This window comes from Xanthomonas sp. NCPPB 3442 (assembly GCF_056725145.1).
The window spans coordinates 1,208,148-1,222,261 of the sequence record NZ_CM161514.1 but is presented as its reverse complement, the minus strand read 5'-3'; the positions used below and the strand labels follow the sequence as shown (position 1 = coordinate 1,222,261).

Genomic DNA, 14,114 nt, shown 5'->3' with positions numbered 1-14,114 from the left:
ACGTGTGGCGGCCAGGCCTGACAGCACTGGCCGCCCGCATGCATCACCCGAACGTCAGCGTGCCCTTCATCATCGCCCAATGGCCGGGGAACGAGCAGAAGAACGTGTAGTCGGCGCCCTTGCTCAGTTTGCTGGTGGGAAAACTCACCGTGGTGCTGTCGCCGCCGCCAATGACCTTGGTGTGCGCAATCACGCGTGCGTCGGCCTTGGGCAGATAGCTGTCGGCGATGGTCGAACGTACGCCGGCATTGGCCACCGCCTGGAAATCGGCAGACTTGGTCAACACCCAGTTGTGCCCCATCACGGTGGCAGCCATCTTGCCGGAATGCTTGAGCGTAAGCTCCACCTGCGTGCACTCGGGCGCTAGCTTGATCGCGCTCTGGTCGAACTTCATCTGATCGTTGCCGGTGATGGTCACCGCGCACGTCCGTGCCCATGCCGTCGGCGCCATCAGCGCCAGCGCACACACAGCAATCGTGGAAAACAGCTTCAAGAGAACACTCCTGCGTTGGGAAGGTGCAGCACATCGCACGCGGCGCACCATTGCAACAACGACGTGGTCAGAGGTGCTGATAGTGCCAGAGTAACGCGGAGTCGCAATCAACAAGGCATCACGCGCGAGCCCACTGCATACGCTCGCGCATCGACCAACGATGCCAGGCGCCCTGCTGATTGCAAGCAGACCTTCGGCCGCATGCGTGCTTCACGCGTAACGGAAAAACGCATCCATCGGATCTGCTGCTGCGGACGCGATGGCCGGCACCGGCAACGGGCCGCGCTTACCGGCGATCACTTGTACGAACGCCTGCTTGAAACGCGCCATCTCCGCATCGGTGCCCACAGTGATCCGCGACCAGGTTGGCCACACCGGCCAGCTGCGGCCGATGAACACGCCATGGGTGGCCATGTCGTCCTTGAAACCGGCGGCAGGCCGCTTTACATCCACCATGAAGCAGTTGCTCTCCGAGGCAGTGCATGCATAGCCCTGCCTGGCGAGAAACTCCATCACATCCGTGCGCGTCGCGGCCGTACGTGCGCGCCGTTGCGGCACCAGTGCAGGATCACGCAGGCTGGCCAGCCCGGCAGCGGCGGCGGTGACCGGCAAGCTGTTGACGCTGTAGAACTTCAGCTTGGCCAGCAGGTCCGGACGCGCGGCCGCATAGCCCAGGCGGATGCCGGCCATGCCATAGAGTTTGGAGAAGGTGCGCAACACCACCACGTCTTCGCCTGCAGCCACCATGTCGACCATGCTGCGCGTGTTTTGCGCGAAGTGGATATACGCCTCATCCACCACCAACACGCTGCCTTTGGGCTTGTGCGCCAAAGCGTAGTCCAGATCCTTGCGTGCGGTGACCGAACCGGTGGGATTGTTGGGGTTGCAGATGTAGATCACGCCCGCGTTGGCGTCCGCCGCGCACATGGCCTGTACATCGTGCGAAAAGTCCTTGCGCAGCGGCACCTTGATCAGGCGCGCACCATTGCGGGTTGCCGCACGCCAACCGGATTCGTAGGTGGGGTCGGCCGTGACCAACGCGGCGCTGGGCGAAGTAAATGCCAGCATCGTGTAGTCGAGCGGTTCGGTGGACCCGGCATACGCCATCAGGTGATCGACCGGCAGCGCGAGCTCGGCAGCCAGGGTGGTCATCAATTCCATCTGTACCTGCCGCAAATACCGCCCGCCTTGCGGGGCGATCTGCGCGATGGCCTTTACTGCGGCAGCCGACGGTCCATCCGGAAATTCATTGGAGTCGATCATCACCGGTGCCAGCGCCGTTGCCGGTGCGGGCGCGATGGCAGTGGAGCGTTCGACGGCGCTGGCCAGCAGCGGCAAGCTGCCGGCACCGGCGGCGCCGGCAAACAACGCGGAGTCGCGTAGAAAAGCGCGGCGCGAAAGAGCAGTGTTCATGACAACCTCCAGCAGGATGACAACGCGGATTCAGGGACGCACGGCAACCACTTCGATCTCGACCCGGTACAGCGGGTTACCCAGCGCTGCGATCTGGAATGCCGAGCGCGCCGGCAGGTTGGGTTGCTCCTTGGTGCCGAAAAACTGGCGATAGCCTTCCATGAAGCCGTTGAAATCCATCTTGCCGCCCATTGCCGGATCGCCGACCAGAAACACCTGCATCTTCACCACATCGCCCATGCCCAACCCCAACGTGGCCAGCTGCTGCTTGATCTGGTTCAACACGCTCACCGTCTGCGCCTTGGTGTCGCCATAGGCGGCCGCCGAATCCTTCGGCGCACTGGTATCGATCACCGCCGGCACCTTGCCACTGACATACACCGTGGCCTTGCCGGCCGGAATTTCCACCGCGGCAGCGATGGGAAAATCGCTGTTGGGAATCTTGTGGCGGATCACCTCGGCCGCGTGTGCGGCACCGAGACTGGAAGACCAAAGCACTGCGGCGGTGAGAACGGTCGTGATGGAACGGAGCATGGCAATTCCTTGTAGGAGAGAAGATCAGCGGCGGAGTGATCTGACATCGTCGATGGTCACGCGCTCGGCATAGTCGTTACCGAAGTGCGTGCGCACATAGCTCACCACTTCGGCCACCTGGCGGTCGTCGAGCATGTCGGCGAAACCCGGCATCCCCGCGTGGCCGTCGAGCACCATCATCGTCACGTACGGGCCGGCGGCCAGTTTCGGGTTGCTGGCAAGCGCAGGATAGTCGCCGGCACCTTGCGCGCCACGCCCGGCCGGCATATGGCAACCCTGGCAGATCGCCTGGTAAACGTCCTGGCCGGAGGCCTTGGCGAAGCCTTGCTGCGGAAACAGCTGGGTGGCATCGGAACTCTGCGCCTGCGCATCGCGCACGTTGGGCGGCACCAACAAGGCGAGAATGGCGAGCGCAACAGTGGCGCCGCACGCTCTTGGCAGCAGACTCATGCGCGCCCTCCCTGGGCAATGACCTTGCGATGCAGGCGGCCAACGACATCGTGCGCCGACAGAATGGCACCCTCCTGCCAGGCCGGAATGTACGACACGTGCTCGCCGGCCAGTGCCAGCCGTCCGTCGATCTGGCACAGCGGTTGGTAATGCTCGGCGCGCGCCTGCTCGCTCCACATGCCGAAGCAGCCATGCGTGAACGGCACGCGGTGCCAGCCGACCGCAATGCCGTTTTCGAATTCGCGCGGATACTGCGGATGCAGCTGGGTGCCGTATTCCACTGCTTTACGCACGCGCTGCTCCGGGGACATCGCGGTGAACTGGTAGGCATCCAGCCCCCACACATAGGCGCCGAGCAGCACGCCTTTGCCAGGGCTGTGGTAGTTGGTGCTGGGGTAGCTGATCAAGGTGATCGGCAGATCGGTGTAACTGATGCCGCCGTAGATCGCTTCGTCTTCTTCCCAGAAACGGCGCTTGAATTGCAGCCCCACTTTCACCGAGGCCGCATACGGCACCTTGCCGATCGCCGTGGTCATCGCATCGCTGGCGGTGACCGGTATGCGGCTGAGCACCGACAACGGAATGGTGCAGATGCACCAATCCGCAGTGGCGAGACGTTCTTCGCCACCACGCGCCGCATCCTGCCAGGACACGCGCACGCCGCTGCCGTCCTGGTCGATCTTGGTGACCTTGGCGTTATAGGTGATGGCATTGCCCAGTTGACGCGCGAACGCCTTGCCGATCTGGTCCATGCCTCCCACCGGCTGGAACATGGTGGTCTGCATTTCATAGTTGTTGCCGGCTGCCAGTGTGGTCCACAGGCGCGAGCGCAGCACGTCCTGCACGCTGAAAGGATCGGAGAATTCCGGCCTGCCCGACAAGCCACCGCCGGGATAGCGCGCAAACCCGCGCCGCTCGCTGCTGTCCTTGCCTTTGACATACCCGAACTTCTGGTCGAGCGCGCCCCAGGTGCGCAGCGATTCCAGCAGCAGCTCCTGATCCTCGCGGCTGACGGCCGTGTCCAGGGCGCGTTGCTGCGTGCACTTGGCCAGCAACTCGGACACATGGCCCTTGTAGTCTGCGTCGATGGCACGAAAGCGCTGCGGTTTGCCGCCGAAGCCTTTCTGGCTGTGCAGCAGCGCGTTGTAATTGACCTGATTGAACGCTTCAAGCGCCACGCCGAACTGCTTGCAGTAACTCAGCACCGCCTTGTGGTGATGCGGAATGCGCCACGGCCCGGGATTGAGATACAAACCCTCGTCGAACTGGCAATGCTGCCTGGCCCCGCCCAGCTCGGCATAGCGGTCGCCGCCGCGCAGGGTCCAGTTACGCCCGCCGGGGCGTTCGTTGTATTCGAGCAGTTGCACGCGGTAACCGGCCTTGCGCAACTCGAACGCCGCGCTCATGCCGGCCAGCCCGGCACCGAGGATCAAGACCGACGCCCCCTTGGGGTCGCCATCCAGTTGCAGTGGGCCTTTGAAACTGGATTCGGCCGCCATGCCCAGGCTGCTCATCGCCTGATACATCATCGCGCCGCCGGCGGTCATACCGATGCGCGCCAGCAATTGCCGCCGCGTCATCGCTCCCGTGTGATTGCCTTGCATCAACGCACGTCCCCTGCATGTCGTGGACCAACGCACGCGACCGGCAACCCTGCCGGCCGCGGCTGCACTTCAGAATGTGTAGGCCAGGCTGGCGAACAGCTGCCGTGGTGCGATCAACTGATACGAGCCCGAGCTTTCGTTGGGAAATACCGCCCCGATCGCATCGTCCTTGTCGAACAGGTTGTAGACCGACAACTGCAGCCGGCCACCGGCAAGAAACCCGCCGTCTTCGCCCTGGTACCCGACGCTGCCGTTGACGATGAGGGTGGCATCTACCCGATCGGTATTGAGCGTATCGCCGTAGCGCTTGCCGGTGTATTTGGCATCGAGGTTGGCAAACAAATGCGTGCCTTCCCAACCGCCGTTGACGCTGAACATCACCTTCGGCGCATCCGGCACCTCGTTGCCTTTCACCTGCACCAGGTTGCCGCTGACCGGGCCGAAATAGTTGTCCTGGAACTCGGAGTTGTTCCAGGTCAGCGATGCGCCCAGCCGCCAGCCTGGCGCCGGCTTCCACATGCCGGACATTTCGGCCCCGTACGTCTGCACGTCGCCGACGTTGGCGTAGACGGTGGGCGCCACCACCAGCGGGTCCGGGTCGGTCAGCGCGATGATGCGGTTCTCGTAATCGATCCTGTAGGCGGCGATGTAGCCGCTCCACTGCGTGGATTCGGCGCGGATGCCGATATCGATGTTGGTGGACTCTTCCGGTGCGATATCCGGGTTGAACGCACCGGAGGTCAGCGCCAGCCGCGGCGCCGAGCTGAAGTTTTCCGCATAGTTGGCGAACACCTGCACGCCCTCGGCAAGCTGGAAGCTGGCGCCGACCTGGGGCTGGAACCAGTCGCTGTTCTTGATGGTGACATCGCGGCGCACGCCGACATTGAAATCATCCAGATTGGCGATGCCGTCGTAGTCGCGTTTGACATCCAGCCCCTTGGCACCGAACTCCATCGTCAAGCGGTCGTCGAGCAGGCGCAGCGTGTCCTTGATGTAGAGCTGCTTCACTTCGGTGGAGAAGTGGTTGTCGTAGTAGATGACGATCGGCAGCGCGCCCTTGAGCAGCTCGCCGGTGGCCGGGTCCAGGTTGTACAGCGGGCGCACCTGATCGAAGTCGTAGTTTTCGTTCCACGCGCCGACTTCGAGCTTGTTGTGCTCGGTCTCCCATGACACCTCTGTGGTGAGGCCATAGCGATCGCCCCCCATGATTTCTTCGCGCCGCGTCATCGCACCGACGTGGGTGACAGTGCCGTTGGCATCGACGATCTGCGGGTCGTTGATGGCGATGTCGGTGCGCCCCGGCGTGCCGGCGATGGCATCGTTGTACAGGCCTGTCGCCGTGCTCGGCGGAGTGCCGCCGACGCCATACCCATGCTTGTTCTCGTAATAGCCGGTAAAGGTGAAGCCGATTGCATCGTTGAACAGGAAATTGCCGTGCAGGCTGAGCAGCGAGTCGCGTCGCCCGTTCTGCCATTCGCTGTAATGCTCGGCATCCACTTCCGGGTTGCCGGTGATGCGCTCATGCAGGTCCCACGCCACCGAACCGTCGGAGTTGTACGACTGCACGTCGTAGTCCTTGCGGTTGTTGTAGATCCATCCCAGCGTCAGGCTGCCAGCGTCCCAGGCCTGGCGAATCTTGGCTTCGAAGTGATCGCTCTTCTGCGTGGCCGGCTCCATGTCCCACACCCCGCCTTGCGTGCGCGAGGCGGACAGATACGCGCTGGGGCCGCCTTTCCACCAGTCCGGCGTATCCAGGCGCACGAAGCTGCGCACCAGATCGTCCGAACCAATCGTCTGGGTGAGATTGCCGCTCCAGCTGTCGCCGCCCTTTGGTGGCAGGCTGGTGTAGCGGATCGCACCGCCCAGTGCATGGTAGGAAGGCTGGGTGACATCGCCCGAACCGGCGGACACCGTCACATCGAGCAGGTTTTCGCTGGAGACGTAGCGCGTAATCGGCCCGCCTTCGCGGGTGTCGAAGGTTTCGATCGGAATGCCGTCCAAGGTCACGCCGATCTGGTTGGCGGAAAACCCGCGGATGGTCATCGAATCACCGAATTCATACAGCCCGAACGGGTCGGTGGTCTGCACGTTCACGCCGGGCAGGCTGGCCAACAGCTGCTGCGGCGCCACCCCTGGCACCTGCGCCTGGATCTCGTCCGCCGAGATGGACGCGGTGGTGCGCGTGGAGCCGGTGCCCACCACGCTGACCGCATCCAGCGTGCGTGCGTCTTGCGCCAGCGCAGGCAAGCTCTGCGCGCCGGCCAGCAGCAAGGTCATTGATGCCAGCGCGCGGCGCGGGCGGGTGGTGGCGAGGATGTCGGCGACCGAGGCCGCCAATCGATCGGTGTTCGAGCACTTTGGCATGCAATCAACCCCTGGAGACGTGTGGCGTGCTGAGTGACCGGGCGCTCCCCCGAGACCGGCTGATACCGCGGATGCGGCGTGCAGTGACCATAACCAGCGCGATTGCTGCCTAACCTGGGTGCGGCGGGTGGGCTCGGCGCAGGCGGGTAGGTCGCTACCGAATTCAAAACTCTGAATAGGTAGCGCAGCCACCTACCTGCGCGAATGCCCTGCATTGCAGCTCTTGCGCGCTTGCCATGCCGCGCCGAATCGACAACGCTGCGCAGCCGCCGTACGAGCACGCATATGTCGCCCGCACCACCATCGCTGCTGTTGCTGGATTTCGACGGCGTGCTCGCGCACTACGCGCGGCCACGGCGCCTGGCCGCGCTTGCAGCAGCGGCGCGTTGCTCACCGCAGCGCGTGCAGGAGGTGCTGTTCGTGCAGGGTCTGGAGCGCGCTTACGATGCGGGTGAGATCGACACGCAGGCGTATCTGGCGCAGTTGAGCGAAGGGCTGGGGCAGCCAATCGATCGCACTACCTGGATCGATGCGCGCGTGGCCGCCTGCCGCGCCGACCCGTCGGTGGTGACACAGGTGCTGGCGGTGTCGACGACCACGGCGGTGGCGGTGCTCACCAATAATGGCCCGTTGATGGCAGAAGCGATCGAGCGGATCGTGCCCTCGCTATTTCCGTTGTTGCGGGGCCGCGTGCTGTGCAGCGGTGCACTGGGCGGCCGCAAACCGGATGTGCCGGTCTATCAGCGCGCGCTTGCGCAACTTGAGCAACGCGCCGAACGCACGTTGTTTGTCGACGACCTGTTCGTCAACGTGCGTGGCGCACGCGCGGCCGGCCTGCACGCCGACACCGTGCGCGATGCGCGTGCACTGCGGCGAGTGCTGAAGCAATACGGACTTGCATGAAACCAAGCCCCTCTCCCGTCGGGAGAGGAGTTGGGGGTGAGGGTACGGCGGAAGACAGCCATCCCATCCGGGCAATGAAAGGACCGGGCACTGCGTCAGCGCGCTACATGCCACACACCACGCATCTCCAAGGCCCTTGCAGCCGGCTGCGGTGCCGGCCAGGGGGCGCGCAAGCACCGCCCGACATCACGCCTGGGCGACATACTCGGCAATGGCCAGACGCAAGCGCGCCAGGCCATCGGCCAGTTCGGCATCGGTGAGATTGAGTGCCGGCACGAAGCGCAATACATCCGGGCCGGCCTGCAGCAGCAGCAAGCCATGCGTGGCCGCCAGGTCGAGGATCGCCCCGGCCTGCCCCGCGTGCGCAGGAGCCAGTACCGCGCCCAGCATCAGGCCACGCCCACGAATCTGCGCAAACAGGCCAAAGTCGGCATTGAGCGCTTCCAGCCCGGCGCGCAATGCCGCAGATTGCCGCACCACGTTATCGGCAATCTGCGGCGAGGCCAGCTTGCGCAGCGCCACGCGCGCCACTGCCGCGGCCAGCGGGTTGCCGCCGAAGGTGGTGCCGTGCGCGCCGAACTGCATGGTTTCGGCGACCTTGGGCCCGGCCAGCATCGCGCCGATCGGGAAACCGCCACCCAAGGCCTTGGCCAGGGTCACGATGTCCGGCGTCACCTGCTCCTGCCAATGCGCGAACAGCGTGCCGGTGCGGCCCATGCCGCATTGAATTTCGTCCAGCACCAGCAGCGCATCATGCTGGTCGCACAGCGCGCGCACGCGGCTCAGAAAGCCCGGCGCGGCCGGCATCACGCCGCCCTCGCCCTGGATCGGCTCGACCATCACCGCCGCCACATCGCCGCCGGCCATCGCCGCTTCCAGCGCCGCGACATCGTTGAAATCCACATAGCGAAATCCACCCGGCAGCGGCTCGTAGCCTTCCTGGTACTTGGGCTGCGCAGTGGCGGTGACCGATGCCAGCGTACGGCCATGAAAACTGCCGCGGAAGGTGACGATGACACGCTTGTCGGCCGGACGGCCCTGGCTGCTGGCCCACTTGCGCACCAGCTTGATCGCCGCCTCGTTGGCCTCGGTGCCGGAATTGCACAGGAACACCTTGTGCGCGAAACGCGAGACGCTCACCAGTTCTTCGGCCAGTTTCAGCGGCGGCGCGCTGAAAAACACGTTACTGGTGTGCCACAGCTTGCCGGCCTGCTCGGTGAGCGCAGCCACCAGATCGGGGTCGTTATGGCCGAGTCCGCTCACCGCGATGCCCGACGACAGATCCAGATATTCGCGCCCGGCATCGTCCCACACGCGACTGCCCTGGCCGCGCTCCAGCACCACCTGGCGCGGGCGATACACCGGCAGGTAGTAGTGCGCGAGGGACAGGGGCGAATCGGCAGCGGTACTCATGAGGATGGGTCGCAGAAGCGGAGGGAGAAGCGGCATTCTCGCGCATTCGCCGGCCTGCGGCACAATGCGCGCATGCGCCCCTTCTCCGATCCGCAACTCACTGCCGCCACCGACGATGGCTGGCGCCGGCAGTGGTTCGACATCATCTACCGCCACGACACCCGCCCCTCGCGCAATTTCGACCTGATGCTGGTGGTCGCGATCCTGGCGAGCGTGGTGGTGATCATGATCGACAGCGTGCCGCGCATCCATTCGCATGCCGCGGACTGGCTGGTGCCGCTGGAATGGGCGTTCACGGTGATCTTCACCATCGAATACGCGCTGCGCCTGGCCGTGGTGCGGCGACCGCTGCATTACGCGCTCAGCGTGTGGGGCGTGATCGACCTGCTGTCGATCCTGCCCAGTTATCTCTCGTTCTTCGTGCCCGGCGCACAGACGCTGTTGGTGGTGCGCGTGCTGCGCATCCTGCGGCTGTTCCGCATTCTCAAGCTCACCCGCTACATCGAAGAAAGCGGACAGTTGCTGGATGCGCTGTGGCGTAGCCGTCGCAAGGTGTTGGTGTTCCTGTTCACCGTGCTCACCATCACCGTGATCGCCGGCGCCACGATGTACATCATCGAAGGCCCGCAGCACGGCTTTACCAGCATCCCCACCAGCATGTACTGGGCCATCGTCACCATGGCCACGGTGGGCTTCGGCGATCTGGTGCCGCAGACCACGCTGGGTCGCTTCGTCACCTCGGCCCTGATCCTGATCGGCTACAGCATCATCGCCGTGCCCACCGGCATCTATACCGCCGAACTGGCCAGCTCATTGCGCGACGGTGGCCACACCGGCAAACGCGATGCGCGCAACTGCGCCCGCTGCGGGCTGGAAGGCCACGCGGCCGACGCACGTTATTGCCGGCAATGCGCCGAGCCACTGCCGGCGCTGGGCAACGGCTGAGGCGCTGGAGCAGCCAACGCCACGGCGCCGCCGTCAGGCGGACGCGGCCGTTGCTCGGCAGTGCGTGTGCCACGCGTACACTGCGGTTGCGCCGTGCCGTCCACGCTGACGACAACTGCGTGCCCTGTGGTTAGCCGCTCTCAGTCCAGAAACAGATCTGGCAACAGCGCGCGCGATGGATCCATTGCATAGCCGCTCAAGTCGGTGATGCCAGCCTGGGCGAGCACCTCGTCATCGATCAGGAACCGGCCGTAAAACCCGGCTGCGGCGCGCGTCAGCACCGCATGCGCGGCGTCGGCCATGATCTCCGGCCGACGGCAGGCCGCCCCGTCCACGCCGGCAAGCATGTTGATGGCATCAGTGGCGATCACGGTACGCGGCCACAACGCATTGATCGCCACGCCTTGCGGGCCGAATTCCGCGGCCAGCCCCAGGGTGACCAGACTCATGCCCATCTTGGCCAGCGTGTAGCCGGTGTGCGCGCCCCACCACGCCGGGTTCAACGACGGCGGCGGGGCCAAGGTGAGGATGTGCGGATTGGCCGCCTGCAGCAGATGTGGCAGGCATGCCTGCGCGCACAGGAAACTGCCGCGCGCGTTGACCTGCTGCATCAGATCGAAGCGCTTCATCGGCGTGTCCAACGTACCGCGCAACCAGATCGCACTGGCGTTGTTGACCAGGATGTCGATCCCGCCGAACGCATCGACCGTTGCCGCCACTGCCGCACGCACCTGAACTTCGTCGCGGATGTCGCACTTGAGCGCCAGTGCCTGCCCACCGGCCGCCGTCACCGCCGTGGCCGCGCTATGGATGGTGCCAGGCAATTTGGGATTGGCCACCGCCGACTTGGCCGCAATCGCCACATTCGCCCCATCGCGCGCCGCCCGCAACGCAATCGCCAAGCCAATCCCGCGCGAGGCACCGGTGATGAACAGGGTTTTGCCCGATAACGTCATGGGATTAGAGAGTCGGGATTGGAGATTCGTAAGAGCTTATTCCTTCATTGCTACCACCAACCACCCACCGCTCAAGCAATACGCTCTTGCGAATCCCCAATCCCGAACAACCAATCCCAGCCCCTCAGGGCGCGGGCCCCTGCCCTTCGTTGTCTTCCCAGTGCAGTACGCGGCGGGTCACGAAGCGGTAGACCGGTTTGCCGGTGGCAAACCACAGCTCGCGGACCCAGGAGGTGCGCTTGAGCACGCGGCGTTCCACCGGGGTCAGTGCGGCCGGGCAGTACATGCGCTTGTGTTTAAGCAGGTGGCGCAGATCCTCGCGGGCAAGCAGACGCATCCAGCGCGCGCGCGGGTTGCCGCGCACCGCCAGCTGGAAGTCGATCACCGCCGGGCTGCCGTCCTCCTGCACCAGCCAGTTGGCTTCCTTGGCCAGATCGTTGTGGGCCACGCCGCGGCGATGCAGCTGTTGCAACAGCCTGCGCGCGCTGCGGAAGTAGGCCAGATCGCCGCGCGGCGGTCGCTGGTACATCGCAGCGCCGTCCAGATAGCTGCGGTCCAGGTGCCGCCCGTCCCAATGCAGCAGCCGCGGTGTGCGCGGCACGCCATCCAGCTGGCGCAAGGCCAGCGCTTCACGGCGTGCCAGCCACCAGGCCACGCCGCGCAACAGCCACGGCGCCACGCTCAGGTCGCGACGCACGAACATGCGTTGGCCATCGCGGATCAGCAGAATGCGTCCGAACGTATCGGACTTCAGCGGCAGATTGGCTGCAGGGTCGTGAGTCATCCCCCATTGTAGGCGGCAGGTCTGTCTCGCTGCGCACCTCTGCGGCGCGCGCGCGTGCGGCAGCTGCATGGCCGCAACCTCAGGTGAAGCCGATCCCCCGATGTGAGGACGATGCAGGTCAGGCGCCGCCGCGCCCACCTATAATTCAGGTATGAACTCATGGATCGACGCCACGCTGGAGTGGATCGGACACCACCCCACCTTGGCTGGCGTGGTGATCTTTGGCATCGCATTTTGTGATGCGGTGATCGTGCTGGGCGCCATCGTGCCTGCGTTGCCGTTGCTGTTCGCCATTGGCGTGCTCATCGGGCTCGGGCAGATCAACGGCCCCTACGCGGTGGTGTGCGCCACCCTGGGCGCCTTCGTTGGCGATGCGCTGAGCTTCTGGGTCGGCCATCGCTGGGGCCATCAGCTGCACACCTACTGGCCATTCCGGCGTTACCCGCAACTGCTGGAACGCGGCGAGCTGCTGTTCCGCCGCAATGCCTTCAAAAGCATCCTGATTGCGCGCTACGTGGGTGCAGTGCGCCCGTTCGTGCCGGCGATTGCCGGCATGTCGCGCATGCCCTTCAAACGGTATCTGGTCGCCAGCGGCCTGGCCTGCGTGTCGTGGGCGTTGTTGTTCCTGGTGCCCGGCTGGGTGCTGGGCACGGCCTACGACGCAGTGGCCGCAGTGGCCGGGCGCCTATTTGTGGTGGTTGCCTTGCTGGCGGCCGTGATCGGGCTTGCCTGGGCGGTGGTGCTGTATTCGTATCGCTGGTCGGCCGGTCACCTGGATGCCTTGCTGGCGCGCCTGCTGGAGTGGTCGCACCGGCATCCGGTCCTGGGGAATTGGTCGGTCGGCGTCTTCGACCCACGCCGTCGCGAATCGGTGCCGCTGGCCATGATGGCCTTGATGCTCTTGCTGCTCGGCTGGGGCTGGTTTGTGCTGCTGATGGTGGTGCTGGCGCATGGCGAGCCGCTGCGCGTGGACCTGGCCGTGCACGACCTGATGCTGGCGCTGCGTAACCCGTTGGCCGACTACCCGATGGTGGCGCTGGCCTCGTTGGGCGACTGGCAGGTGCTGTTGCCGGCCATTGCCGCCGCGATGGGCTATCTGGCCTGGCGCCGTCGCTGGATGGCCGTGGCCCATTGGGTCATCGCGCTGGCGTTCGGCCTGGCGCTCACGCAGCTGCTTGGCGCCACCGTGCAGGTGGTGCGCCCGCCTGCGGCCAGCAGCGGTTTCGGCTTTCCGTCGGTTGCGGTCACCATGGCCACGATCGCCTTCGGCTTTTTCGCGCTGTTGATCGCGCGCGAGTTGCCTGGCCGCCGCCGCGTGTGGCCGTATCTGGTCAGCGGCGCCATCGTCTCGCTGATCGGTTTTGCGCGTTTGTACCTCGGTGCGCACTGGCTCAGCGACGTCGTCGGCGGCATGTTGTTCGGCATCTTCTGGCTGCTGGTGCTGGGCATTGCCTACCGTCGCCGTGCCACGCGCGCGTTCTGGGTCAAGCCGGTGTCGTGGATCTTCTACGGGGTGTTCGTAAGCTGCGCAATTTATTTTGCGCCGCGCAACCTCGACCTCAAGCTGGCCAAGTTCGAACCGCCGCCGCCGGCAGTGATGGAGTTACCCGCAAACGCGTGGTGGGAAGACCAATGGCGCCTGCTGCCGGCACGCCGCAACGAATTCGACGACGATCAGCGTTGGCCGCTGGACGTCCAGTTGGCCGGCCCGCTCGCCCCGTTGCAGCGCCAGCTTCAGGCGCGCGGCTGGCGGGTCCAGCCGCAGGCGGGCTGGGAACAGGCGCTGCACCTGCTCGACGTCAGCGGCCGCCCGGACGAAGTACCGATTCTGCCGGCCACGCTGGATACCCAGGTCGAGGCCCTGTTGATGGTGCGCCACGCCGCGCCCGGCCACGTGCATGTACTGCGCCTGTGGCCGGCGGCAGCGCGCCTGCAGCCGGATGCACAACCGCTGTGGGTGGGCAGCACCCAGACCTTGCGCTACAGCCGCCATTTCAGCCTGATCGGGCTGTGGTACCCGCTGCGCGGCGTCGATCCTGCACTGAGCGCATTGCGCGAGGCACTCGGCCCGCTGCCCCATCGCATGGAACAGCGTCGTCGCTCGCAGGTGCCGGTGATCCTGATCGACAGCACCTCGGGCAGTGCAGTGCGTGGCGAGAACAAAGACAACGCCGCGCCGGGGACGGATACCGCTGCGTCCGATCCTGCTGCATCGGGTCCGCCACAACAACGCCGTTGATCGATTGGGCAACAGG

Annotated in this window: 12 protein-coding genes; 3 read left to right on the top strand and 9 right to left on the bottom strand. The window is 65.2% G+C overall.

Features of this window, described 5'->3' with window-relative positions:
* Window positions 1-43 precede the first annotated feature (43 nt).
* The 6 genes from azu to AC1POX_RS05315 form a co-directional block, all read right to left on the bottom strand.
* Window positions 44-493, bottom strand: coding sequence for an azurin (azu, locus tag AC1POX_RS05340; RefSeq protein ID WP_005911961.1), 450 nt, complete (start codon window positions 491-493; stop codon window positions 44-46).
* A gap of 210 nt (window positions 494-703) precedes the next feature.
* Window positions 704-1,906 carry a pyridoxal phosphate-dependent aminotransferase gene (locus tag AC1POX_RS05335; protein ID WP_218560532.1) on the bottom strand — a complete coding sequence of 401 codons (1,203 nt, stop codon included), beginning with the start codon at window positions 1,904-1,906 and terminating at the stop codon, window positions 704-706.
* Window positions 1,907-1,936: 30 nt separating this feature from the next.
* Window positions 1,937-2,440, bottom strand: a complete 504-nt coding sequence (locus AC1POX_RS05330) for a RidA family protein (protein WP_031424214.1) — start codon at window positions 2,438-2,440, stop codon at window positions 1,937-1,939.
* Window positions 2,441-2,464: 24 nt separating this feature from the next.
* Window positions 2,465-2,890 carry a c-type cytochrome gene (locus AC1POX_RS05325; RefSeq protein ID WP_011348484.1) on the bottom strand — a complete coding sequence of 142 codons (426 nt, stop codon included), beginning with the start codon at window positions 2,888-2,890 and terminating at the stop codon, window positions 2,465-2,467.
* Window positions 2,887-4,494 (bottom strand): flavin monoamine oxidase family protein, encoded by a 1,608-nt coding sequence (locus AC1POX_RS05320; RefSeq protein ID WP_372356829.1) that lies wholly within the window; start codon window positions 4,492-4,494, stop codon window positions 2,887-2,889. Before AC1POX_RS05320 ends, AC1POX_RS05325 begins: the two co-directional genes overlap by 4 nt.
* Before the next feature lie 69 nt (window positions 4,495-4,563).
* Window positions 4,564-6,858 (bottom strand): TonB-dependent receptor, encoded by a 2,295-nt coding sequence (locus AC1POX_RS05315; RefSeq protein ID WP_372356828.1) that lies wholly within the window; start codon window positions 6,856-6,858, stop codon window positions 4,564-4,566.
* 285 nt (window positions 6,859-7,143) lie between these two features.
* Here AC1POX_RS05315 and AC1POX_RS05310 point away from each other — a divergent pair, with 285 nt between their 5' ends.
* The gene (locus tag AC1POX_RS05310; protein WP_372356827.1) at window positions 7,144-7,761 is read left to right on the top strand and encodes an HAD-IA family hydrolase; all 618 of its coding nucleotides are present in this window, start codon (window positions 7,144-7,146) and stop codon (window positions 7,759-7,761) included.
* Between the two features lie 186 nt (window positions 7,762-7,947).
* Here AC1POX_RS05310 and AC1POX_RS05305 read toward each other — a convergent pair whose 3' ends face one another.
* Complete coding sequence (locus AC1POX_RS05305; RefSeq protein ID WP_372356826.1) at window positions 7,948-9,174, bottom strand: acetylornithine transaminase; 1,227 nt, start codon at window positions 9,172-9,174, stop codon at window positions 7,948-7,950.
* Window positions 9,175-9,246: 72 nt separating this feature from the next.
* Here AC1POX_RS05305 and AC1POX_RS05300 point away from each other — a divergent pair, with 72 nt between their 5' ends.
* The gene (locus tag AC1POX_RS05300) at window positions 9,247-10,119 is read left to right on the top strand and encodes an ion transporter (RefSeq protein ID WP_218559569.1); all 873 of its coding nucleotides are present in this window, start codon (window positions 9,247-9,249) and stop codon (window positions 10,117-10,119) included.
* 140 nt (window positions 10,120-10,259) lie between these two features.
* On the opposite strand, the gene AC1POX_RS05295 is transcribed toward AC1POX_RS05300, so the two are convergent.
* Both AC1POX_RS05295 and AC1POX_RS05290 read right to left on the bottom strand, forming a co-directional pair.
* A complete protein-coding gene (locus AC1POX_RS05295; RefSeq protein WP_372356825.1) occupies window positions 10,260-11,075 on the bottom strand; it encodes an SDR family oxidoreductase in 816 nt (271 codons plus the stop codon).
* A 124-nt stretch (window positions 11,076-11,199) separates the two neighbouring features.
* Complete coding sequence (locus AC1POX_RS05290) at window positions 11,200-11,859, bottom strand: serine/threonine-protein kinase (protein WP_372356824.1); 660 nt, start codon at window positions 11,857-11,859, stop codon at window positions 11,200-11,202.
* A 151-nt stretch (window positions 11,860-12,010) separates the two neighbouring features.
* Between AC1POX_RS05290 and AC1POX_RS05285 the strand changes: the two genes are divergently transcribed.
* Window positions 12,011-14,098 carry a bifunctional DedA family/phosphatase PAP2 family protein gene (locus AC1POX_RS05285; RefSeq protein WP_029820208.1) on the top strand — a complete coding sequence of 696 codons (2,088 nt, stop codon included), beginning with the start codon at window positions 12,011-12,013 and terminating at the stop codon, window positions 14,096-14,098.
* The last annotated feature ends 16 nt before the right edge of the window (window positions 14,099-14,114 follow it).

Bases quoted from the DNA above. Each gene is read 5' to 3' on its own strand.
- AC1POX_RS05335 (WP_218560532.1), bottom strand. From the start codon at position 1,906: ATGAACACTGCTCTTTCGCGCCGCGCTTTTCTACGCGACTCCGCGTTG.
- AC1POX_RS05330 (WP_031424214.1), bottom strand. From the start codon at position 2,440: ATGCTCCGTTCCATCACGACCGTTCTCACCGCCGCAGTGCTTTGGTCT.
- AC1POX_RS05325 (WP_011348484.1), bottom strand. From the start codon at position 2,890: ATGAGTCTGCTGCCAAGAGCGTGCGGCGCCACTGTTGCGCTCGCCATT.
- AC1POX_RS05320 (WP_372356829.1), bottom strand. From the start codon at position 4,494: ATGCAAGGCAATCACACGGGAGCGATGACGCGGCGGCAATTGCTGGCG.
- AC1POX_RS05315 (WP_372356828.1), bottom strand. From the start codon at position 6,858: ATGCCAAAGTGCTCGAACACCGATCGATTGGCGGCCTCGGTCGCCGAC.
- AC1POX_RS05310 (WP_372356827.1), top strand. From the start codon at position 7,144: ATGTCGCCCGCACCACCATCGCTGCTGTTGCTGGATTTCGACGGCGTG.
- AC1POX_RS05305 (WP_372356826.1), bottom strand. From the start codon at position 9,174: ATGAGTACCGCTGCCGATTCGCCCCTGTCCCTCGCGCACTACTACCTG.
- AC1POX_RS05300 (WP_218559569.1), top strand. From the start codon at position 9,247: ATGCGCCCCTTCTCCGATCCGCAACTCACTGCCGCCACCGACGATGGC.
- AC1POX_RS05295 (WP_372356825.1), bottom strand. From the start codon at position 11,075: ATGACGTTATCGGGCAAAACCCTGTTCATCACCGGTGCCTCGCGCGGG.
- AC1POX_RS05290 (WP_372356824.1), bottom strand. From the start codon at position 11,859: ATGACTCACGACCCTGCAGCCAATCTGCCGCTGAAGTCCGATACGTTC.
- AC1POX_RS05285 (WP_029820208.1), top strand. From the start codon at position 12,011: ATGAACTCATGGATCGACGCCACGCTGGAGTGGATCGGACACCACCCC.